This window comes from Pseudomonas sp. FP603 (genome assembly GCF_030687415.1).
Taxonomy (GTDB): Bacteria; Pseudomonadota; Gammaproteobacteria; order Pseudomonadales; family Pseudomonadaceae; genus Aquipseudomonas; species Aquipseudomonas wuhanensis.
In genome coordinates this window covers 6723685-6746201 of sequence record NZ_CP117431.1, presented here as the reverse complement: position 1 = coordinate 6746201, position 22517 = coordinate 6723685, and the positions used below count along the sequence as shown (strand labels likewise).

The following is a 22517-nucleotide window of genomic DNA, read 5'->3' as shown; positions in this document are numbered from 1 at the left end:
CTCGTTTGTCGTGAAGCCGAACCCGGCCTAGGATCACTCCACGTTATTTGACCCGATTCGAGAGGACTCACTCATGGGCGGTAAAGCTAGCTTCAACTGGATCGATCCCCTGCTGCTGGATCAACAGCTCACTGAAGAAGAGCGCATGATTCGCGATACGGCTCAGCAATTCGCTCAGCAGAAGCTCGCGCCGCGCGTTCTCGAGGCTTTCCGTCATGAGAAGACCGACCCGGCGATCTTTCGCGAGATGGGTGAGGTGGGTCTGTTGGGTGCGACCATTCCTGAGCAATACGGTGGCAGCGGCCTGAACTACGTCAGCTACGGTCTGATTGCCCGTGAGGTCGAGCGTGTCGACTCCGGCTATCGCTCGATGATGAGCGTGCAGTCCTCGCTGGTCATGGTGCCGATCAACGAATTCGGTACCGAAGCACAGAAGCAGAAATACCTGCCGAAGCTGGCATCGGGTGAATGGATCGGTTGCTTCGGTCTGACCGAGCCTGACCACGGTTCCGACCCGGGCGCGATGATTACTCGTGCACGCAAAGTGGAAGGCGGCTACAGCCTCACCGGCAGCAAAATGTGGATCACCAACAGCCCGATCGCCGATGTGTTCGTGGTTTGGGGCAAGGACGACGCAGGCGACATTCGTGGTTTTGTTCTGGAGAAGGGCTGGAAAGGCCTGAGCGCTCCGGCGATTCACGGCAAGGTTGGCCTGCGTGCATCTATCACCGGCGAGATCGTCATGGACAACGTGTTTGTCCCTGAAGAGAACATCTTCCCGGATGTCCGGGGCTTGAAAGGTCCTTTTACCTGCCTTAACTCGGCGCGTTATGGCATTTCCTGGGGCGCACTGGGGGCTGCCGAGTTCTGCTGGCACACCGCTCGTCAGTACACCCTGGATCGTAAGCAGTTTGGTCGTCCATTGGCGGCCACACAGTTGATCCAGAAGAAGCTGGCTGACATGCAGACCGAAATCACCATGGCGCTGCAAGGCTGCCTGCGTCTGGGTCGTATGAAGGATGAAGGCACGGCTGCCGTCGAGATTACTTCGATGATGAAGCGCAACTCCTGTGGCAAATCCCTCGATATCGCTCGCATGGCGCGCGACATGCTGGGTGGCAACGGCATCTCCGATGAGTTCGGTGTCGCTCGGCACCTGGTCAACCTGGAAGTGGTGAATACCTATGAAGGTACGCATGACGTCCACGCACTGATCCTCGGTCGCGCTCAGACTGGCATCCAGGCGTTCTATTAATAGGAGAACGGCCATGGGCGCGCTTTCGCATCTACGAGTACTGGATTTATCGCGGGTGCTTGCCGGGCCTTGGGCCGGGCAGATCCTGGCGGACCTTGGCGCCGAAGTTATCAAGGTCGAGCGCCCGGGCAATGGCGATGACACGCGCGCCTGGGGGCCTCCGTTCCTTAAGGACGCCTATGGCGAGAATACCAGCGAGGCGGCCTATTACTTGTCCGCCAATCGCAACAAGCAATCAGTAACCATCGACTTCACGCGGCCAGAGGGGCAACAGCTCGTGCGTGAGCTCGCGGCGAAGTCGGACATCCTCATAGAAAATTTCAAGGTCGGTGGCCTGGCGGCTTATGGGCTGGACTATGAGTCGCTCAAGGCGATTAATCCGAAGCTGATCTATTGCTCTATCACCGGATTCGGCCAGACCGGTCCGTATGCCAAGCGTGCGGGCTATGACTTCATGATCCAGGGCTTGGGTGGTCTGATGAGTTTGACTGGCCGTCCCGAAGGAGATGAGGGGGCGGGGCCGGTGAAAGTCGGTGTGGCGCTGACAGATATTTTGACCGGTCTCTATTCAACGGTAGCGATCCTGGCGGCCTTGGCTCATCGGGATCAGGGCGGTGGCGGTCAGCATATAGATATGGCATTGCTGGATGTTCAGGTGGCTTGTCTGGCCAATCAGGCGATGAACTATCTGACTACAGGCAATGCGCCTAAACGCCTGGGCAATGCTCACCCCAATATCGTGCCGTATCAGGACTTTCCTACGGCCGATGGCGACTTCATCCTTACCGTGGGTAACGATGGGCAATTCCGCAAGTTTGCGCAGGTGGCTGGTCAGCCGCAGTGGGCGGATGATCCGCGTTTTGCGACCAACAAATTGCGGGTGGCTAACCGGGCAGTATTGATTCCGTTGATCCGCCAGGCGACCGTGTTCAAGACTACTGCCGAATGGGTGGCGCAGCTGGAGCAGGCAGGTGTGCCGTGCGGACCGATCAATGATCTGGCTCAGATGTTTGCCGATCCCCAGGTGCAGGCGCGTGGGTTAGCCATTGAGCTGCCTCATGCTTTGGCCGGAATTGTGCCGCAGGTTGCGAGCCCGATACGTCTGTCCGAGACTCCGGTGGAGTACCGTAGTGCGCCTCCTTTGTTGGGTGAGCACACGTTGGAGGTTCTACAGCGGGTGTTGGGTCTGGATGCCGGCATCGTTGCCGGGTTCAAGGCGTCTGGAGTGCTCTGAGGATTCCTTCTATATGGCAGGGCTGGTTTTGCTCTCCTATATAGAAGGAAATGTGCAGTTTTCAGGCTTTCAGCAAGTTATTGATAGAAAAGCGCAATTAGAGGTTGACGGCAGATTCTGGAAGTCTATAATTCGCCCCACTTCCGGCGCAGTCGAAACGGAAAACTCCTTGGTAAACAAAGAGTTACGCGATTTTCGGCAGTGGTTGCGCTTCAGTTCATCGAAGCCAGAAGGAGTTGGTAGGGCAGTGTGTTTTCGCCTTATCGACGGTTCGATCTTCTCGGTCGAAAGCGGAGAGAAAGAGGTGTTGACAGCAGCGAGTAACGCTGTAGAATTCGCCTCCCGCTAACGAGAGATCGAAAGCGCAAGTGGTTGAAGTTGTTAAAGATTTCCAAGCGAAACTTTGAAAACTTCTGAAAATAACCACTTGACAGCAACAGAGGCTGCTGTAGAATGCGCGCCTCGGTTGAGACGAAAGATCTTAACCAACCGCTCTTTAACAACTGAATCAAGCAATTCGTGTGGGTGCTTGTGGAGTCAGACTGATAGTCAACAAGATTATCAGCATCACAAGTTACTCCGCGAGAAATCAAAGATGTAACCAACGATTGCTGAGCCAAGTTTAGGGTTTCTTAAAAACCCAAAGATGTTTGAACTGAAGAGTTTGATCATGGCTCAGATTGAACGCTGGCGGCAGGCCTAACACATGCAAGTCGAGCGGCAGCACGGGTACTTGTACCTGGTGGCGAGCGGCGGACGGGTGAGTAATGCCTAGGAATCTGCCTGGTAGTGGGGGATAACGCTCGGAAACGGACGCTAATACCGCATACGTCCTACGGGAGAAAGCAGGGGACCTTCGGGCCTTGCGCTATCAGATGAGCCTAGGTCGGATTAGCTAGTTGGTGAGGTAATGGCTCACCAAGGCGACGATCCGTAACTGGTCTGAGAGGATGATCAGTCACACTGGAACTGAGACACGGTCCAGACTCCTACGGGAGGCAGCAGTGGGGAATATTGGACAATGGGCGAAAGCCTGATCCAGCCATGCCGCGTGTGTGAAGAAGGTCTTCGGATTGTAAAGCACTTTAAGTTGGGAGGAAGGGCAGTTACCTAATACGTAATTGTTTTGACGTTACCGACAGAATAAGCACCGGCTAACTCTGTGCCAGCAGCCGCGGTAATACAGAGGGTGCAAGCGTTAATCGGAATTACTGGGCGTAAAGCGCGCGTAGGTGGTTCGTTAAGTTGGATGTGAAATCCCCGGGCTCAACCTGGGAACTGCATTCAAAACTGACGAGCTAGAGTATGGTAGAGGGTGGTGGAATTTCCTGTGTAGCGGTGAAATGCGTAGATATAGGAAGGAACACCAGTGGCGAAGGCGACCACCTGGACTGATACTGACACTGAGGTGCGAAAGCGTGGGGAGCAAACAGGATTAGATACCCTGGTAGTCCACGCCGTAAACGATGTCAACTAGCCGTTGGGAGCCTTGAGCTCTTAGTGGCGCAGCTAACGCATTAAGTTGACCGCCTGGGGAGTACGGCCGCAAGGTTAAAACTCAAATGAATTGACGGGGGCCCGCACAAGCGGTGGAGCATGTGGTTTAATTCGAAGCAACGCGAAGAACCTTACCAGGCCTTGACATCCAATGAACTTTCCAGAGATGGATTGGTGCCTTCGGGAACATTGAGACAGGTGCTGCATGGCTGTCGTCAGCTCGTGTCGTGAGATGTTGGGTTAAGTCCCGTAACGAGCGCAACCCTTGTCCTTAGTTACCAGCACGTAATGGTGGGCACTCTAAGGAGACTGCCGGTGACAAACCGGAGGAAGGTGGGGATGACGTCAAGTCATCATGGCCCTTACGGCCTGGGCTACACACGTGCTACAATGGTCGGTACAGAGGGTTGCCAAGCCGCGAGGTGGAGCTAATCCCATAAAACCGATCGTAGTCCGGATCGCAGTCTGCAACTCGACTGCGTGAAGTCGGAATCGCTAGTAATCGCGAATCAGAATGTCGCGGTGAATACGTTCCCGGGCCTTGTACACACCGCCCGTCACACCATGGGAGTGGGTTGCACCAGAAGTAGCTAGTCTAACCTTCGGGAGGACGGTTACCACGGTGTGATTCATGACTGGGGTGAAGTCGTAACAAGGTAGCCGTAGGGGAACCTGCGGCTGGATCACCTCCTTAATCGACGACATCAGCTGCTCCATAAGTTCCCACACGAATTGCTTGATTCATTGAAGAAGACGATAAGAAGCAGCCCGAAATTGGGTCTGTAGCTCAGTTGGTTAGAGCGCACCCCTGATAAGGGTGAGGTCGGCAGTTCGAATCTGCCCAGACCCACCAATTTTGTGTGGGAAACGCCTGTAGAAATACGGGGCCATAGCTCAGCTGGGAGAGCGCCTGCCTTGCACGCAGGAGGTCAACGGTTCGATCCCGTTTGGCTCCACCACTACTGCTTCTGTTTGTTGAAAGCTTAGAAATGAGCATTCCATCGTGACGATGGTGAATGTTGATTTCTAGTCTTTGATTAGATCGTTCTTTAAAAATTTGGGTATGTGATAGAAAGATAGACTGATGGCCACTTTCACTGGTGGTGATCAGGCTAAGGTAAAATTTGTGAGTTTAATCGCGAATTTTCGGCGAATGTCGTCTTCACAGTATAACCAGATTGCTTGGGGTTATATGGTCAAGTGAAGAAGCGCATACGGTGGATGCCTTGGCAGTCAGAGGCGATGAAAGACGTGGTAGCCTGCGAAAAGCTTCGGGGAGTCGGCAAACAGACTTTGATCCGGAGATGTCTGAATGGGGGAACCCACCTAACATAAGTTAGGTATCTTAAGCTGAATACATAGGCTTAAGAAGCGAACCAGGGGAACTGAAACATCTAAGTACCCTGAGGAAAAGAAATCAACCGAGATTCCCTTAGTAGTGGCGAGCGAACGGGGACTAGCCCTTAAGTGGCTTTGAGATTAGCGGAACGCTCTGGAAAGTGCGGCCATAGTGGGTGATAGCCCTGTACGCGAAAATCTCTTGGCCATGAAATCGAGTAGGACGGAGCACGAGAAACTTTGTCTGAATATGGGGGGACCATCCTCCAAGGCTAAATACTACTGACTGACCGATAGTGAACTAGTACCGTGAGGGAAAGGCGAAAAGAACCCCGGAGAGGGGAGTGAAATAGATCCTGAAACCGTATGCGTACAAGCAGTGGGAGCCCACTTGTTGGGTGACTGCGTACCTTTTGTATAATGGGTCAGCGACTTATTTTCAGTGGCGAGCTTAACCGAATAGGGGAGGCGTAGCGAAAGCGAGTCTTAATAGGGCGTCTAGTCGCTGGGAATAGACCCGAAACCGGGCGATCTATCCATGGGCAGGTTGAAGGTTGGGTAACACTAACTGGAGGACCGAACCGACTACCGTTGAAAAGTTAGCGGATGACCTGTGGATCGGAGTGAAAGGCTAATCAAGCTCGGAGATAGCTGGTTCTCCTCGAAAGCTATTTAGGTAGCGCCTCATGTATCACTGTAGGGGGTAGAGCACTGTTTCGGCTAGGGGGTCATCCCGACTTACCAAACCGATGCAAACTCCGAATACCTACAAGTGCCGAGCATGGGAGACACACGGCGGGTGCTAACGTCCGTCGTGAAAAGGGAAACAACCCAGACCGTCAGCTAAGGTCCCAAAGTTATGGTTAAGTGGGAAACGATGTGGGAAGGCTTAGACAGCTAGGAGGTTGGCTTAGAAGCAGCCACCCTTTAAAGAAAGCGTAATAGCTCACTAGTCGAGTCGGCCTGCGCGGAAGATGTAACGGGGCTCAAACCATACACCGAAGCTACGGGTATCACTTAGGTGATGCGGTAGAGGAGCGTTCTGTAAGCCTGTGAAGGTGAGTTGAGAAGCTTGCTGGAGGTATCAGAAGTGCGAATGCTGACATGAGTAACGACAATGGGTGTGAAAAACACCCACGCCGAAAGACCAAGGTTTCCTGCGCAACGTTAATCGACGCAGGGTTAGTCGGTCCCTAAGGCGAGGCTGAAAAGCGTAGTCGATGGAAAACAGGTTAATATTCCTGTACTTCTGGTTATTGCGATGGAGGGACGGAGAAGGCTAGGCCAGCTTGGCGTTGGTTGTCCAAGTTTAAGGTGGTAGGCTGGAATCTTAGGTAAATCCGGGATTCTAAGGCCGAGACTGATGACGAGGTTTTTTTAGAACACGAAGTGGGATGCCATGCTTCCAAGAAAAGCTTCTAAGCTTCAGGTAACCAGGAACCGTACCCCAAACCGACACAGGTGGTTGGGTAGAGAATACCAAGGCGCTTGAGAGAACTCGGGTGAAGGAACTAGGCAAAATGGCACCGTAACTTCGGGAGAAGGTGCGCCGGTGAGGGTGAAGCATTTACTGCGTAAGCCACGCCGGTCGAAGATACCAGGCCGCTGCGACTGTTTATTAAAAACACAGCACTCTGCAAACACGAAAGTGGACGTATAGGGTGTGACGCCTGCCCGGTGCCGGAAGGTTAATTGATGGGGTTAGCTAACGCGAAGCTCTTGATCGAAGCCCCGGTAAACGGCGGCCGTAACTATAACGGTCCTAAGGTAGCGAAATTCCTTGTCGGGTAAGTTCCGACCTGCACGAATGGCGTAACGATGGCGGCGCTGTCTCCACCCGAGACTCAGTGAAATTGAAATCGCTGTGAAGATGCAGTGTATCCGCGGCTAGACGGAAAGACCCCGTGAACCTTTACTATAGCTTTGCACTGGACTTTGAATTTGCTTGTGTAGGATAGGTGGGAGGCTTTGAAGCGTGGACGCCAGTTCGCGTGGAGCCAACCTTGAAATACCACCCTGGCAACTTTGAGGTTCTAACTCAGGTCCGTTATCCGGATCGAGGACAGTGTATGGTGGGTAGTTTGACTGGGGCGGTCTCCTCCTAAAGAGTAACGGAGGAGTACGAAGGTGCGCTCAGACCGGTCGGAATCGGTCGTAGAGTATAAAGGCAAAAGCGCGCTTGACTGCGAGACAGACACTCGAGCAGGTACGAAAGTAGGTCTTAGTGATCCGGTTTCTGTATGGAAGGGCCATCGCTCAACGGATAAAAGGTACTCCGGGGATAACAGGCTGATACCGCCCAAGAGTTCATATCGACGGCGGTGTTTGGCACCTCGATGTCGGCTCATCACATCCTGGGGCTGAAGCCGGTCCCAAGGGTATGGCTGTTCGCCATTTAAAGTGGTACGCGAGCTGGGTTTAGAACGTCGTGAGACAGTTCGGTCCCTATCTGCCGTGGACGTTTGAGATTTGAGAGGGGCTGCTCCTAGTACGAGAGGACCGGAGTGGACGAACCTCTGGTGTTCCGGTTGTCACGCCAGTGGCATTGCCGGGTAGCTATGTTCGGAATAGATAACCGCTGAAAGCATCTAAGCGGGAAACTAGCCTCAAGATGAGATCTCACTGGGACCTTGAGTCCCCTGAAGGGCCGTCGAAGACTACGACGTTGATAGGTTGGGTGTGTAAGCGCTGTGAGGCGTTGAGCTAACCAATACTAATTGCCCGTGAGGCTTGACCATATAACACCCAAGCAATTTGCTGACCTGAAGAGGCACCAGATTGCGGTGTGTGAAGACGAAACGAACCGAAAGTTCGAGAAACAAACACACAAACTATCGCATACCCATTCGCTGGAGCGTGACCTCGCAAGAGAACACGAGCTGGCTACCGAATTTCTTGACGACCATAGAGCATTGGAACCACCTGATCCCATCCCGAACTCAGCAGTGAAACGATGCATCGCCGATGGTAGTGTGGGGTTTCCCCATGTGAGAGTAGGTCATCGTCAAGATTAAATTCCAAAACCCCTATCTGCGTATGCAGGTAGGGGTTTTGTTTTAGTAGAAGTCACCGATTTTGCTGGCACGTTACCGCTGTAACGGGCTGGTCACAGAATTTCTTGACGACCATAGAGCATTGGAACCACCTGATCCCATCCCGAACTCAGCAGTGAAACGATGCATCGCCGATGGTAGTGTGGGGTTTCCCCATGTGAGAGTAGGTCATCGTCAAGATTGAATTCCGAAACCCCTGTCTGCTTATGCAGACAGGGGTTTTGTCTTTCTGGGCTATAGAAACCTCAATCCGGGACGGGGCACATCTCGCTCTTACGTGCCTTGCTACTCCTTCGAGCCAGCAACTTGCGCCACCAGATATAAATACCCGTCCCTGACAATACTGCAATCAAAACACCTAACACCGCGATCATCACTTGCCCGGTAAGCCCAATGATTCGCCCTCCGTGTATCGGTAATTGCAGCCGATAGAAGCGCTCCCCCAAGGTGCCTTGCCCCGCGATTTCCTGCCCCAGTAAACGCCCGTCCGTGCCATGGAAGAACAGCCAGGACTTTCCATGGGCCTCGGTATCATGTTGCCCAAACCCTGCCCCATAAAAGTTGTACTCAAAGCTGTAATACAACTCCCCGATCGCAGCTGTCAGCCCCAGCCTTTGCCCTTCCTGCAACGCACGTTCATAAGCCTGTTGATAACTCAGCCGCGTAACTCCCAGCTCCTCGGCAGGCATGCGTCCGCGGGCCTCGTAAACGCTCGGTTCAATCGGCGAAAACAGTGAAGCTGCAGGCTTGAAGACCTGGCTCGGCAGGTTCATGGCGACACTGCTGACAGCGATCGGCAACAGCAATAACCAAAGCCACAATCCCCCCGCCCGATGCAGATCGAAATTCAACCGATAGGCATGCCCACCCTTGATCTTCCAGGCCGTCGACCACTTCTTCCAGAACGGTTTCCCGCGTGGAAGCGTCAGCCAAAGCGCAATGAAACAATCGACAACCCAAGCGATTGCGACCAGTCCCATTAACAACAAACCCCAGTTATCCGGCAGGACCAGGTTGTAGTGAAACTCAAGAATGAAGGGGATGAAGTTCTCCCGCTGCAAACAGCATTCTCCCCAGAACCGCTGACCTTTCTGCTCGCCATTGACCGGGTCCAGATAGAACACCTGATTGGGTTCGGCAAAAGGTTTTCCGGTCGCAGGGTCATTGCGTGGTACCGCAGCCAGCAATGCGGTATGACCCGGTTCTGACGGGTACTCCATGTACCAGACTTGCAGCCTCGGATGCTCCGCTTGCAGCTTGTCGACCAAGGCACCAGGTGGCAAACGCTGACCTTCGGCAGACGCTGAATAAAACCCCGGATTGAGCCACTCATCCAGCTCATGATTGAACGCCAGAATGCTGCCCGTAAGCCCCGCCATCAACAGAAACAACGCGGTCGCCAAACCAATATAGCGATGAAGTAAAACCAGGAATGTACGCATGGGATTTTCCTGCAGAGACGACAAAGCCAGCCTCTGGATTCAGGTGCTGGCTTTGTCGTAATAACGAGTGATTAGAACTGGTAGCTCACGGTAGCGGCGACGTTGCGCTCTTCACCCAGGTAGCAGAAGTTCAGGCTGGCACAGGAGGCCACGTAAGACTCGTTGGTCAGGTTGTTCGCATTCAGGCGTACGTCCACGCCCTTCAAACCCACCTTGCCCAGGTCATAGCCGACAGATGCATCGAACAGCGTGTAGGACGGCACCTTCAGGGTGTTTTCCGCATCGGCCCAGCTGTAGCCGACATAACGCACGCCACCGCCCAGACGCAGGCCATCAAGCGCTGCGCTGTCGAACTTGTAGTCCGCCCACACCGAGGCCATATGGCGTGGTGCCTGAGTCGGCGAGTTGCCCTTGTTTTCGATCACGTCGGTGTCGGTGCTCAGCGTACTGATCATCGACTTCGAATACTCGATGTCGGTGAAGGTGTAGCTGCCGAGCACTTTCAGGTTATCGGTCAGCTGCATGTGCGCTTCCAGCTCAAGACCCTGGGAGCGGACGGCGCCGACAGCGCGATAGAAGTTTTCCTGCGGCAATTTGGTCGCCAGGTTTTCCTGATCGATGCGGAACAGCGACGCCGTGAACAAGTTGTCGGTGCCCGGCGGCTGGTATTTCAGCCCCACTTCCCACTGGGTGCCATCGGTCGGTGCCAAGGGATTGCCGGCGCTGTCCGCGTAGGAATTCGGGTTGAACGACTCGGAGTAGCTGATGTACGGCGCAACACCGTTATCGAACAGGTACAAGGCCCCGGCTCGGCCCGTCAGTTTGGTGCGTTCGTCACTGATTTCCGTGCCTACAGGGCGTCCCGCTTCAGCCAGCCGATTTTCATCGGAGGTTTCAACCCAGTCCTGACGCAGACCCAAAGAGAAGCGCCACTTATCCATCTCGATCAGGTCTTGCAGGTAGACGCCGGTCTGTTCCAGGCGACGCAGATAGCTGGTCGGGCTGTAGAAGTCGATGGCCGAATTGCCGTACACCGGATTGAACGCATCGATCGGCGCAAGACCGCCACTGGTCCAGTCGACCACCGTTTTGCGTCGCTGGTAGTCCGCGCCCATCAGCACCGTATGTTTGGTTGCGCCGGTGAAGAATTCGGCTTGCAGCATGTTATCGACGATGAACGCGTGGAGCTTTTCGTCGCCGCCAGTGTAATAGCGGTTCAACTCGTTACTGGTGGGTGTGGTCCAGCCATAGGCGTAAACCTGATCGATCTTCACCTTGGAATCGAGATAGCGGAAGTTCTGCCGCGCGGTAAAGACGTCGTTGAAGCGATGTTCGAACTGATAACCGAAGGACTGTTGATCACGCTGGAAACCATCAATGCCCGGCTCGCCTTCGAAGAAGTTTGGAGAGATCCGATTGCCATTGCGCTGATGGATGGTGCCGTCGGCCGGGACGCCGCCGTGATAGCCGCCGTCGGGATCGTGTTGCAGATAAGCTTGCAGCGTCAGCGAGGTATCTTCGGTGAAGTCGATGCTCACCGTCGGTGCCAGGGCGAAGCGCTTTTCCTTGTTGTGGTCGAACTGCGTGTCGGACTGATCCGCCAACCCTATCAGACGATAGGCAATACGCTTGTCGTCATCCACCGGTCCGCTGAAGTCGAAACCCATGCCGCGTTGGCCTTGAGTGCCCACCGTGGCTTGAACCTGATGATAGGGCTCATACAACGGTTTCTTGCTGGTCAACGCCACCAGCCCGCCCGGCGAACTACGACCGTAGAGCACCGACGATGGCCCTTTGAGAATATCGACTCGCTCGAGGAAATACGGGTCCACCTGCATGGTGCTGTAGGTGCCGCTGTCGCCCATGGACTTGAGGCCGTCGAGATAGATGTTATCCACCGACCCGTCGTTGAAACCGCGCATCGCTACGTAGTCATAACGGTGGGTTGCGCCGTAAGGGTTGGTCAGCACGCCGGGGGTGTAGCGCATCGCCTGGGACACGGTTTGCGAGCCTTGGTCGTCCATTTGCTCTCGGGTCACCACGGACACGCTTTGCGAGGTTTCCAGCAGCGCGGTGCTGGTCTTGGTCGCGATCTGGCTGTGCGTTGCGTTGTAGCCCTCCATGCTGCCCAGCGCGTTACCTAGGGCGAAGCCTTTGATGTCGGTGGCAGGAAGTGCCAGGGCTTTGGTTTCAGCGACGGGTCGCAGCACATAGCTGCTGCCATCCTGACTGACGGCCACAAGCCCTGTGCCATTGAGCAAATGGCTCAACGCTTGATCCGCCGAATAGTCGCCCTGTAATCCCGGTGACTGGAGGCCCTGGGTTTGAGCCGGAGTCGTCGACAGCGTGATGCCCGCCTGACGCGCGAATTGGTTGAGCACATCGCTCAAGGAGCCGGCGGCAATGTTGTAGCGGTGGCTACTCGCTTCGCTGCCCTGTGCTGCGACGCCCAGTGTCGGCAGCAGGCCGACACCCAATGCGGTCGAGAACAGTGTCGCGCGGATGGCGTGGCGCAAGACGCCTGATTCCGCAGCGAAATGGAGAGGGTTCTTACTGATGGCGCGCACAGTCATTGTAGGTTTCCGTAGGAAGTCGCTGAAGGCAGAGTTGAAGTGCTTACTGACTAAGCCGGACTTGTTCGGAAAACCCGCCAAAAATAATTCAGGCCTGTCGCTCCAGCGTCACCCACCAGCGAGTGCGATAGCGCAGTTGTACCGGCAGGGTGTGCGGCAGGATGGCCAGCAGCTTGTCGGTGTCTTCGAGACGGAAAACTCCTGACAGCCGCAAGTGGGCAATGTCCGCTGCGCAGGTCAGGTAACCGGGCCGGTAACGTCCGACTTCATGAATAAAGTCCCCGAGGCGCATGTTGCGGGTGACGATCAGGCCGTCCACCCAGGCGCCGGCATCCATGTCCTGCGGCGGTGCCAACTGCGCTCGATTGCGATTGATCAGATAGCTCTGCCCGGTCTGCACTTGAATCGGCAGGCCTCCGGCAGCCAGTGGCGAATGGATTGCGACCATGCCGCTGGTGACGCTGAGTCGCGTGCAGTCGGTGTCCTGACGAACGATGAAGCGTGCAGCCACGCCTTCGAACACGCCGTTGCGGCTTTGCACCCGCAACGGTTGATCAAACGAAGAGCCCTCGTTCGCCCCGCCGCACGTTACGATGATCTCGCCGCGAGTCAGTTTGATCAGGCGCCGCGGCGCGGTGTAGTCCAGATCCACCGCGGTGGCGGTGTTGAGCTCCAGGCGTGTGCCATCCGGCAATTGGAAACCTCGTCGTTCGCCCGTGGCGGTGGCGAAGTCGGCGGTCCACTGTTGCCAGCCGATCACGTCCCTTCCCAGCCATGCCGCCGAACCCATCAGCAATGTGCCCGACAACAGTTTCAACGCCTGACGCCGTCCGAGTCCCTGTGCGCTGTTTTCTAAAGTATTGAAGGCGACTTGAGCGCCGGGCACCGCGCGCAAATTACGGCTCAACTCGGCTTGCAAGGACTGCACCCGTTGCCAGGCCAGTTCGTGTTCATGGTGTTCTGCCCGCCAGGCATCGCATTGCTGGCGCAGTCTGGAATTGGTCGCGTTGTTGCGCAGGCGCAGCAACCAATGGATGGCTTGTTTGACCACCTGCTGATGCGGCGCGCCGCGGCGATTCAGCGCTGAGTTATCCACAGGCATCACGCTTCATACCGCAGCACGTAACAGTGATACAGCGCGTCGGCCACATAACGTTCCACAGAACGCAGGGACAATCCCATGTGTTCGGCGATCTGCTTGTGGGTAAGTCCTTCGCACTGTGCCAGCAGAAACGCCTGACGCACTTTCGGCTTCAGGCCTTCAAGCAGGCGGGCGATGCTTTCCAGCAATTCGAGCACCAATGCCCGTGCCTCGGCGCTCGGGGTTTCGGCCTCGGGCAAATGGGCGATGGTTTCCAGGTACGCGCGCTCGATTTCCTCACGGCGCCAGTGGTCGATCACCAAGCCGCGGGCGATGGTTCGCAGAAAAGCACGAGGAGCCTTGAGCTCCAGGCGTTCGGTTCTTTGCAGCAGACGAACGAACGTGTCCTGGGCCAGGTCCGCTGCATCGGCCGCATTGCCCAATCGAGCGCGCAGCCACGTGTTGAGCCATCCGTGATGACTGCTGTAGAGCGCCTGTACTGCAAACTCAGGTGAGGACATGAACGCGACAGCCCGACGTCACAAATGATAATTAGTCGCATTGTCATTAAGGGTCAGAAAATTTGCAACTGCCGTTCGAGCAACCGTCAGCAAAACTCTGCTACTCGGGCGCTCTAGCACACCGTTCGGCGGGTATCTGACGAAATCCCTAAGATTTCTCCCACTCGTGCCGACAAGACTGGTGAGACATGCGTGCACCAAAGTAGAGCGGCCCCAGAATGCCGTCTGCGCGGTTACATGGAATGTTGCAACCCGGAACGCCTCCCCACTTTTTGCATAGAAGTCCCATGAAATGAATCTCAAGTTCAGCCATAAAATCCTGTTGGCCGCTTCAGGCGTCGTGGTGCTGGCTTTTGCGTTGTTCACTTTGTACAACGACTATCTGCAGCGAAACACCATTCGGCAAAACCTCGAGTCCTCCATTGAACAAGCCGGCGACCTCACCGGCAGCAGCGTGCAGAACTGGATGAGCGGCCGCGTGCTGGTCCTGGAAAACCTCGCGCAGAACGTCGCTCATCAAGGCGCCAATGCCGATCTGCCGGGACTGGTCGATCAACCCGCCCTCACCTCGAACTTCCAGTTCACCTACGTCGGGCAGGCCAATGGTGTGTTTACCCAGCGCCCTGACGCGAAGATGCCGGACGGCTACGATCCGCGTCAGCGCCCTTGGTACAAACAAGCCGTGGTCGCCGACAAGACCATGCTGACCCCGCCTTACATGGCTGCGGTCGGCGGGTTGGTGGTGACCATCGCCATGCCGGTGAAAAAGAGTGGCGAACTGCTGGGCGTGGTCGGCGGCGACCTGAGTCTGGAAACCCTGGTGAAGATCATCAACTCGGTGGACTTCGGTGGCATCGGCCACGCGTTCCTCGTCAGCGCCGACGGTCAGGTGATCGTCAGCCCGGACAAGGATCACGTAATGAAGAACCTGAAAGACATCTATCCGGGTTCCAGTGTCCGCATCGAAAGAGGCATCCAGGAAGTAGAGCTGAATAAGCAGGACCGCATTCTCTCGTTCACCCCGGTGAGTGGTTTACCGAACGCCGAGTGGTACATCGGTCTGTCGATTGACAAGACCAAGGCCTACGCACCACTGAGCCAATTCCGCACCTCGGCGTTGATCGCGATGTTCATCGCCGTGACCGCCATTGCGGTGCTGCTGAGCCTGCTGATCAACGTGTTGATGCGTCCGCTGACCACGATGGGCCGCGCAATGCAGGACATTGCTCAGGGCGAGGGCGACCTGACGCGTCGTCTGGTGGTAGAAAACAAAGATGAATTCGGCGAGTTGGGCGGCTCCTTCAACCAGTTCGTGGAGCGGATTCACGCGTCGATTTGCGAAGTGTCCTCGGCGACCCGTCAGGTTCATGACCTGTCGCAACGGGTGATGGCATCCTCCAACGCTTCGATCGTCGGCTCCGACGAACAAAGCGCCCGCACCAACAGCGTCGCAGCGGCGATCAACCAATTGGGCGCCGCCACCCAGGAAATCGCCCGCAACGCAGCCGATGCTTCGCAACACGCCAGCGGCGCGAGCGAGCAGGCTGATGACGGCCGTCAGGTGGTGGAAAAAACCATCCTGGCCATGACTGAGCTGTCACAAAAAATCAGCCTGTCCTGCACGCAGATTGAAACCCTGAACGCGAGCACCGACAACATCGGTCACATTCTCGATGTGATCAAAGGCATCTCCCAGCAGACCAATTTGCTGGCGCTCAACGCAGCCATCGAAGCGGCCCGCGCCGGTGAGGCCGGTCGTGGTTTTGCGGTGGTGGCGGACGAGGTGCGTAACCTGGCTCATCGCACCCAGGAATCGGCGGAAGAGATCCACAAAATGATCAGCTCGCTGCAGATCGGTTCTCGCGAAGCGGTGACTACGATGAACGCCAGTCAGGTGTCCAGCGAGCAAAGCGTCGAAGTGGCGAACCAGGCTGGCCTACGTTTGGTCAGCGTGACCCAGCGCATCGGCGAAATCGACGGCATGAACCAATCGGTGGCCGCGGCGACCGAAGAGCAGACCGCCGTGGTGGAAACCCTCAACGTAGATGTTAACCAGATCAACCTGCTGAACCAGCAGAGCGTGGCCAACCTCAATGAAACATTGAAGGATTGCGATGCGTTGTCGCAGCAGGCCAATCGGTTGAAGCAGTTGGTTGATAGTTTCAAGATCTGATCAGGGGCAGTTGAACCGCGTTATCGTTCAATCGCGGGCAAGCCCGCTCCCACAGGTGATGTGTGTACGACACAAACCATGTGGGAGCGGGCTTGCCCGCGATAGCGGTAGATCAGTCACCGCCGAACCAAAGCCTTACACAAACAGCTTCAACACATTCCCCATCGCATCATCGGCAAACCCCTGAACGAAAGCCTTGAACCCCGGCAGGGCTTCGGCGCCGCCCTGGGCCGGTTCGGCGATGATGGTCCAGGTCGCCCGCGACTTGCTCGCCCCCATGGATTCAACACTCATCGCCGCCCACAAATTGGCCACGCCCAAGGTGTTGTAGATCGTCGTCCAGGTCATGTTCAGCGCCTGGTCGTCCCGGGAGTTGAGCTGCTCGACCACCAGGTTGCCGTCCTTGAAGAATTTCTTGCGCAGCGACGATACGCCTTCGCCCGTCATCTCGATGTGCGACAGCGCCGGAATGAATTTGTCGAAGCCGGAAAAGTTGCCGACCACCGCCCAGACTTGCGTTGCATCGACCGGTACTTCCACCGAAGACACAACGCGGCAGCCTTGAGGGTTTTTGATCAGGGTATCGGGTTGCAGAGTGTTCATGGTTTTTGCTCCGTGCTTGGTTAGGTGAATCAGATGAAGTTGATTTCTTTGAGGTAGTCGCAGCCGCGTCGCAGCAGCGCCGGGGATTTTTCCGGGTAGTGCGCGCCCATCTGCCGTATGCCGGCCTGGGCGTTGTCATGGCCGATCATCGAGATGTCGCCGATGTCTTCTTCGAAGCCGTTGAGGTAGAAACCCAGCACGCCAAACAGCGCGTTATCACTGTCGACCCGGCCCAGTTGCTGCTGCCAGTCGGCGACGCTGACCATGGCGAACTCTCGACCAGCCTCACGGAAAGACGCCACGTAGGTGTCCCAGCTCAGGGGCTCGGGGTTGTGCAGGTTGAACACCGCTTTTTCGGCCTGATAACGGCTGGCGTGGAAGGCGATGAAACGGGCAAGAAAATCCACCGGCATCAGGTCGAAGTTCAGCGCGAACTCCGGCACCTGACCGAGCTGGATCGAGCCCTTGAGCATCAGCATCAGGCGATTCTTGTGGGGTTGGCAGACGCCGGTGAGGCTGTTGAAACTGATGTTGCCGGGACGATAAAGATTGACCCGCACCCCACGCTCCCGCGCTCGTTCGAGGATCCGCTCACCGACCCATTTGGACAGGTTGTAGCCGTTCTTGATGTAGATCGGTGGTGTCTGCGCGGCGGGCAATTCCAACACCCGGCCATCGTCGGAAATCGTGCTGGATGCAGAGAGCGTCGAGACGAAGTTGAAGATCTTCTTGCTGCGCCCTTCGCACAAACGCAGGCACTCGAAAATCGGCTCGACGTTATCCCGCGCCAACGACTCGTAATCGAGGACGTGATTGACGTTGGCGGCGTTGTGCACCAGCGCACCGAACTCTCGGTCCAGTCGTTGATAAACATCTTCGTTGAGCCCCAGTTGCGGGCGAGTGATGTCCGCCGCGTAAACTTGCACCCGACTCAGGTCCAGGTGCTCCAGACGGTTTTCCCGCAATGCTTGAGCAAAGCGTTGCGCCGCCGATTGCCCGCCACCATCGCGCACCAGGCACGCGACTTCGCTGGCGCCCCAGGCCAGCAGCGCTTCGACGATATGCACACCGACAAAGCTGTTGGCGCCGGTGACGATCACCTTGTGCACATCGCCTATTCGGCTGATCGGCAGCGGCTCGATGTCCAGTTCGCGGAAGGCGTCGGCCAGGGCTTTTTCACTCAGCACTTCCTCGGTCCCGGAGCCGCGCACCAAGGTTGCCAGCTTCGCAATCGTCGGCAATTCGATGAAGCGATTGATCGAGATGCTGCGGCCGAATTCCTCACGCAAACGCAGGAGCATGCGCGACAGCAGGATCGAATGCCCGCCGAGGTTGAAGAAACTTTCGTCGGTGGAAATGTCGCTGGCGGGCAGCTCCAGCAGCTCGGCCCAGATCTCCAGCAGCAACGCTTCATCGGCGCTGGTGGGCAATCGCCGTTGGCTGTTATCAGTCACGTTGACGGGCAGCTCCAGCAGCGCTTTGCGGTCGACCTTGCCGTTGCTGGCGAACGGCATGCTCGCCAGTTCGGTCCATGCGGTCGGCTGCATGTAGTCCGGCAGAAACTGCATCGCGTGGGCTTTCAAGGCTTCGCGAGCAGCCCCGGGTTGTTCTTCCTGAGGTTGCGCGAGAAAGGCCAGAATCCGTCGGTGACGGTCGATGACCACCGCCACCTGACGGTACAGCTGGCTGTCGCGCAGACAGCGTTCAATCTCTTCCGGCTCGACCCGAAAGCCGCGAATTTTCACCTGATTGTCCCGCCGCCCGCACAGCTCGATACCGTCGCGGGTCCACTTGGCCATGTCGCCGGTGCGATACGCGCGCAAGCTCTGGCCGTTCGGCAGGCGCAGGTTCAGATAGCGTTCGGCAGTCTGTTGCGGGTTGTTCAGGTAACCCAGGCACACCCCCGGGCCGACGATGTACAACTCACCGACGGTTTGCTCGGTCACCGGTTGCAAGTCCTCATCGAGGATCAGCACCTGACTGTTGGCAATCGGTGCGCCGAGTGTCCGGTTGCTGTCGCCGGTGCGCAGTTGCCGCGCGGTGATCAGCACCGTGGCTTCTGTCGGGCCGTAGAGGTTGTAGAGCTTGCCTTGGCGAGTCAGTTGCTCGATCACGTAGGGTTCGCAAACATCGCCCCCGGTCATCACATGATCGAGGACTTGCAACTGATCCAGCGGCAGGATGCTCAACAGCGCCGGCGGCAAAAACGCGTGGCTCAGCTGCTGGTGACGGATCAGCTCGACCAGTTGCAGCGGGTCGCGACGTTGGTCTTCGTTGGGCACGATCAGCTCGGCGCCCTGGAGCAGGGTCGGGAAAATATCGATCAGCGACGAGTCGAAACTCAACGATGAAAACTGCAACACCCGGCTCTGTTCGGTCAGTTGCACATAGTCGGTGTACCACGCGGTGAAGTGCGCGAGGTTGGCCTGGCTGAGCAACACGCCTTTGGGGTGCCCCGTGGTGCCCGAGGTATAAAGCGCCATGCACGGCGCGTCGAGAGCGGGTCGTTGACGCATCAAGGGTTGGTCGAGATTCACATCGCCGATGTCGATGCGGCTGATGTCCAGCCCCGGCATCGTCTCGCTGAGCGGATGTTCTCCGTCATGCAGCAACAACACCGCGCCGGCGTTTTCCAGAATGTACTGCTGACGTTGCAGCGGATGACTCGGCTCCAGCGGCAGGTACACCGCGCCGCTGCCCAGGATCGCCAGAATCCCCGCATACAACGCGCTGCATTTTGGCAAGCAGATCCCGACCACCAACGGTCCCTGATGCTGATCGAGCAACGGTTGCAAACGCTGTTGGATCGCGCGGCTGTGGGCGTGCAATTGCCGATAGCTCAGAACCGAGCCGGGGATGTTCAGCGCCGGACGTTCGGCAGACTGGATGAAGCGCTGTTCAAGCCGCTCGATCATAGGGATCTGGCCCATTTGTAGCAGCCTTGGTTCAGCCGTAGCGTTGAGCTGATGGATGAAGGCAAGGTGCTCTAGAAACTGCAGATTTTCCACCTGCTCAAAGTGCGCGGATGCCGTCGATTCGGCCTGCAGGAAATACTCGGCATCCCGGGAGAAGCGGCTGACCAGCAATGCCACGTGATCGACCAGATCGGCCACCGCTCGCAGGCGCAATGCCTGGCCGTTACCGGACAGTTCTTCGGCGACTGGCACGCGACTTAGCTGCATCGAGTTGTAGGTGCACAGCAGGTCCAATGCTGGCAGGCCCGAGGCGCCCGGCACGCCGATACCCAGCTGCAGCGTCAGGCGCGGTGCATCGCTGAAGTCCTGAAACGGCAGGCTCGCATCGTCGATCAGCAGATCAAACGTGCCCAGCGGCGGCTCCTCCAGATTCGCCAGCCGCACCAGTGAATGACCGTGTTGTTCGAGTTCCAGCGCCAGGTCGGTCAGGGCCTGGCTTTGCCCACTGAGCAAAATATCGAGACGTCTCATGATGTTCTCCTCGTTAAACCAGGTAGTCGCTCAGGGCGCTTTGCACGCACGGTGAATCGAGCAGCGAACTGCTGCGGAAAAACCGCACGATGTTGGCGACCAGCGGGTGATGGCGATTGATCGGGAAGGCCAGCCCCGACACTTCGCTCTTGAGTGCCCGGCGTGCTGCGTCGCTGATCTGCAAGGCGTCGATCAAGCGGAAGTCGAAGGACTTCTGGATGTCGTTGGTCAGGTAATGGCTGATAAACACCGGGAGGATCTGCGCGATGCACTGGCGATCGTCTTCGCTTGCGGTGTGCCAATAGATGCGCACCAACCGCGCCCAGAACCCGGAGTGGCGACCCTCGTCGAGCAAGTGGTCGGCCATCAGGCCCTTGATCGACTGCTTGACCGTATCGTCCTTGGCGAACGCCGCGACATCGCCGGTCACTGTGTTCTCGGCGATGGCCACGCAGATCAGCTCCACGGCGCTGCGCAGGTGCTCCGGTGCGAGCGCCACGGCGGCTGGAATCGCTCGGCTCAGTTCGATTTCATCCGGCAGTTCGATCGGCGCGATGCCGGTCATGGCGATGGTCTGCTGCATGAAATCCATGGCCACCAGGGCGTGGTAATCCTCGTCCACCACCACGGTCATCGCGTCGTAGCGACAGGCGAACGGGAACGCCACGCTGAAGCGGTTTTTGGCGATGCTGCGGGCGGTCTTGTCGACGATCTCGGTTTCGAAAATCACCACGTCGTTGATGAACTTGTAGAGCGTCAGCACCAAGGCGAAGTCCCGTTGTTCCGGGCATTCGCGCAGGAAGGTTTCACTCAGTACCAGCGGCTGACGGCTCAACGGATAGATCAGTTTGTCGTCGTTCTCCAGGACGCGACGGGGGCGGGTGCGAATGGTCGCGCGGCTCTCCCAGGCGTCGGCGAAGGATTGGTAGTCGGCGGCGTTCATGCGTTCACCTCCGCCACCGGTTCGCTCATGCTCAGGCGCAAACCGTCCCACAGGGCGATGCGGCTTTCCACGGCGGCAATGGCGCTGGCGTAGACATCTTCTTCGCGCTGCGGATCGCCATCGACCAGACGGGCAAGGAGTTTTTCCGCGGCCGGGCCGTGGTCTTCGGAATCGACTTCGATGTGCCGTTCCAGGTAGTAACGGAAGGTCGGCGCCTGTTCGATGCCGATGCCCCAGTCGTCGAGAATCCGCTGGAACATCTGCGGGATGACACTCTCGCGGCCATGCAGAAACGCCGCCGCCACACTGTGTCCCGGTGCATGCATCGCGGTGTGCAGGGTGTGGCGCACGAACTGCGCGGCCGCCGGGTCGACGTCGACGCTTTGCAGTGCCACGTCGTAGCTCACGCCTTCTTTTTGTAGCGTCACGAAGCGTTCGACGGCGACCGTGCTCGCACCGACTTCGCGCATCGCATCCAGATACAACTCGAAGTGGCTGTAATGACCTTGGGCCGGACGATCATCAGACTCTTCACCGAGCACGATTTCATTGATCAACCGCGCAGCCTGAGGATCTCGCGGCGGCAGCCAGGGCAGCTGAACGCAGGTCAGTTCCTGTTGCAGGCGCTTGGTCAGCGACATGAAATCCCACACCGCAAATACATGGGTTTCCATAAAGCGTTGAAGGACAGATAACGAATGTATTTCAGAGAAGATCGGGTGCGCACTAAGTTCTGCTTTCTTCTGATTGAGACGATCTTTAGTCGGTTTCATGAGCGAGCCTATAAGTGATCTGGAATACCGTTGAGGGTGGTGTTGATCAATAAGTGACGGTTGCTTGAAGTTTTTTATTGGCGAACGGGGGCCTCAATTGAATTGATGCTTTTCAGGTGTTTAATCACTAAGTAGTACTTGGTGCCCAGTGTTTACGGGCGGCGGAGAAAAACTAATACAGGAATAAAGTGTCGGGCAAGTCATTTTTTTATTAATTTAAAGTTTAACTTTATCGAGCGCGACAAACCCCAATAAGACTTTTGGATTAAGTTTTATTTTGGCGTAGTTGCTCCTTTCAGCTTATATAAGCCAAAATTCAAATAAAGAGTGAATGCCTCACTCAAAGCAACTTTCTACTGGGTTCGTTGATGTGATCTGAGAGGGTGGAAGTTGGCTGGGAATGACGCCGGTTCTTCCTTTCCCGTGGCAAGACTCCTTCCGTAGGTTCTTGGTGCGTCGACTGCTCCGCGGGTGCGGTGCGTCGCCCGTCATTATTCGTTGGCAGCTCAAGAGTGAGCGTAATTCACGGCAGTCGCTATCACCCCTGCATGATCTGATAGGTGCAATTGTGGGGTTTAAGGAGGA

Annotated in this window: 12 protein-coding genes, 2 tRNA genes and 4 rRNA genes; 10 read left to right on the top strand and 8 right to left on the bottom strand. The window is 56.7% G+C overall.

From position 1 onward, the window contains the following. Window positions 1-73: 73 nt before the first annotated feature. The 9 genes from PSH65_RS31045 to rrf (PSH65_RS31005) all read left to right on the top strand — a co-directional run bounded on the left by PSH65_RS31045 (window position 74) and on the right by rrf (PSH65_RS31005) (window position 8557). Window positions 74-1255 (top strand): acyl-CoA dehydrogenase, encoded by a 1182-nt coding sequence (locus PSH65_RS31045; RefSeq protein WP_007897013.1) that lies wholly within the window; start codon window positions 74-76, stop codon window positions 1253-1255. Between the two features lie 13 nt (window positions 1256-1268). Then, window positions 1269-2489 (top strand): CaiB/BaiF CoA-transferase family protein, encoded by a 1221-nt coding sequence (locus PSH65_RS31040; protein ID WP_305424294.1) that lies wholly within the window; start codon window positions 1269-1271, stop codon window positions 2487-2489. Between the two features lie 13 nt (window positions 2490-2502). Continuing rightward, a complete protein-coding gene (locus PSH65_RS31035; RefSeq protein ID WP_305424293.1) occupies window positions 2503-2838 on the top strand; it encodes a hypothetical protein in 336 nt (111 codons plus the stop codon). 303 nt (window positions 2839-3141) lie between these two features. Next, window positions 3142-4680: ribosomal RNA gene (locus PSH65_RS31030) — 16S ribosomal RNA — on the top strand. Between the two features lie 82 nt (window positions 4681-4762). Continuing rightward, a tRNA-Ile gene (locus PSH65_RS31025) sits at window positions 4763-4839 on the top strand. Window positions 4840-4869: 30 nt separating this feature from the next. Beyond that, window positions 4870-4945: transfer RNA gene (locus tag PSH65_RS31020), tRNA-Ala, on the top strand. Window positions 4946-5180: 235 nt separating this feature from the next. After that, window positions 5181-8062 (top strand): 23S ribosomal RNA (locus PSH65_RS31015). Window positions 8063-8218: 156 nt separating this feature from the next. After that, window positions 8219-8334, top strand: a 5S ribosomal RNA gene (gene rrf / locus PSH65_RS31010). A gap of 107 nt (window positions 8335-8441) precedes the next feature. After that, window positions 8442-8557 (top strand): 5S ribosomal RNA (gene rrf, locus PSH65_RS31005). The 16S, 23S and 5S rRNA genes sit together here with 2 tRNA genes alongside, the layout of an rRNA operon. A 65-nt stretch (window positions 8558-8622) precedes the next feature. On the opposite strand, the gene PSH65_RS31000 is transcribed toward rrf (PSH65_RS31005), so the two are convergent. The 4 genes from PSH65_RS31000 to PSH65_RS30985 form a co-directional block, all read right to left on the bottom strand. Beyond that, window positions 8623-9819: a PepSY domain-containing protein gene (locus tag PSH65_RS31000; protein WP_305427075.1), complete on the bottom strand. Its 1197-nt coding sequence runs from the start codon at window positions 9817-9819 to the stop codon at window positions 8623-8625. 71 nt (window positions 9820-9890) lie between these two features. Further along, window positions 9891-12392 carry a TonB-dependent siderophore receptor gene (locus PSH65_RS30995; RefSeq protein WP_305424292.1) on the bottom strand — a complete coding sequence of 834 codons (2502 nt, stop codon included), beginning with the start codon at window positions 12390-12392 and terminating at the stop codon, window positions 9891-9893. A gap of 88 nt (window positions 12393-12480) precedes the next feature. Continuing rightward, window positions 12481-13494 (bottom strand): FecR domain-containing protein, encoded by a 1014-nt coding sequence (locus PSH65_RS30990; protein ID WP_305424291.1) that lies wholly within the window; start codon window positions 13492-13494, stop codon window positions 12481-12483. Continuing rightward, window positions 13494-13994 (bottom strand): sigma-70 family RNA polymerase sigma factor, encoded by a 501-nt coding sequence (locus tag PSH65_RS30985; protein ID WP_305424290.1) that lies wholly within the window; start codon window positions 13992-13994, stop codon window positions 13494-13496. The genes PSH65_RS30990 and PSH65_RS30985 overlap by 1 nt, the downstream gene beginning before the upstream one ends. Before the next feature lie 292 nt (window positions 13995-14286). Here PSH65_RS30985 and PSH65_RS30980 point away from each other — a divergent pair, with 292 nt between their 5' ends. Next, window positions 14287-16167, top strand: a complete 1881-nt coding sequence (locus PSH65_RS30980; protein ID WP_305424289.1) for a methyl-accepting chemotaxis protein — start codon at window positions 14287-14289, stop codon at window positions 16165-16167. Between the two features lie 135 nt (window positions 16168-16302). Here the strand turns inward: PSH65_RS30980 and PSH65_RS30975 are convergent, their stop codons facing one another. The 4 genes from PSH65_RS30975 to PSH65_RS30960 are packed head-to-tail and all read right to left on the bottom strand — an operon-like array spanning window position 16303 to window position 21932. Continuing rightward, window positions 16303-16770 (bottom strand): SRPBCC family protein, encoded by a 468-nt coding sequence (locus tag PSH65_RS30975; RefSeq protein ID WP_305424288.1) that lies wholly within the window; start codon window positions 16768-16770, stop codon window positions 16303-16305. A 29-nt stretch (window positions 16771-16799) separates the two neighbouring features. Next, window positions 16800-20216, bottom strand: coding sequence for a non-ribosomal peptide synthetase (locus PSH65_RS30970; protein WP_305424287.1), 3417 nt, complete (start codon window positions 20214-20216; stop codon window positions 16800-16802). A gap of 13 nt (window positions 20217-20229) precedes the next feature. Beyond that, complete coding sequence (locus tag PSH65_RS30965) at window positions 20230-21159, bottom strand: diiron oxygenase (protein ID WP_305424286.1); 930 nt, start codon at window positions 21157-21159, stop codon at window positions 20230-20232. Further along, window positions 21156-21932 carry a DUF3050 domain-containing protein gene (locus tag PSH65_RS30960; protein ID WP_305424285.1) on the bottom strand — a complete coding sequence of 259 codons (777 nt, stop codon included), beginning with the start codon at window positions 21930-21932 and terminating at the stop codon, window positions 21156-21158. The genes PSH65_RS30965 and PSH65_RS30960 overlap by 4 nt, the downstream gene beginning before the upstream one ends. Window positions 21933-22517: the final 585 nt, after the last annotated feature.

What these genes read in the sequence shown, in the direction of transcription:
- PSH65_RS31045 (WP_007897013.1), top strand. Translation starts at nt 74, where the DNA reads ATGGGCGGTAAAGCTAGCTTCAACTGGATCGATCCCCTGCTGCTGGAT.
- PSH65_RS31040 (WP_305424294.1), top strand. Translation starts at nt 1,269, where the DNA reads ATGGGCGCGCTTTCGCATCTACGAGTACTGGATTTATCGCGGGTGCTT.
- PSH65_RS31035 (WP_305424293.1), top strand. Translation starts at nt 2,503, where the DNA reads ATGGCAGGGCTGGTTTTGCTCTCCTATATAGAAGGAAATGTGCAGTTT.
- PSH65_RS31000 (WP_305427075.1), bottom strand. Translation starts at nt 9,819, where the DNA reads ATGCGTACATTCCTGGTTTTACTTCATCGCTATATTGGTTTGGCGACC.
- PSH65_RS30995 (WP_305424292.1), bottom strand. Translation starts at nt 12,392, where the DNA reads ATGACTGTGCGCGCCATCAGTAAGAACCCTCTCCATTTCGCTGCGGAA.
- PSH65_RS30990 (WP_305424291.1), bottom strand. Translation starts at nt 13,494, where the DNA reads ATGCCTGTGGATAACTCAGCGCTGAATCGCCGCGGCGCGCCGCATCAG.
- PSH65_RS30985 (WP_305424290.1), bottom strand. Translation starts at nt 13,994, where the DNA reads ATGTCCTCACCTGAGTTTGCAGTACAGGCGCTCTACAGCAGTCATCAC.
- PSH65_RS30980 (WP_305424289.1), top strand. Translation starts at nt 14,287, where the DNA reads ATGAATCTCAAGTTCAGCCATAAAATCCTGTTGGCCGCTTCAGGCGTC.
- PSH65_RS30975 (WP_305424288.1), bottom strand. Translation starts at nt 16,770, where the DNA reads ATGAACACTCTGCAACCCGATACCCTGATCAAAAACCCTCAAGGCTGC.
- PSH65_RS30970 (WP_305424287.1), bottom strand. Translation starts at nt 20,216, where the DNA reads ATGAGACGTCTCGATATTTTGCTCAGTGGGCAAAGCCAGGCCCTGACC.
- PSH65_RS30965 (WP_305424286.1), bottom strand. Translation starts at nt 21,159, where the DNA reads ATGAACGCCGCCGACTACCAATCCTTCGCCGACGCCTGGGAGAGCCGC.
- PSH65_RS30960 (WP_305424285.1), bottom strand. Translation starts at nt 21,932, where the DNA reads ATGAAACCGACTAAAGATCGTCTCAATCAGAAGAAAGCAGAACTTAGT.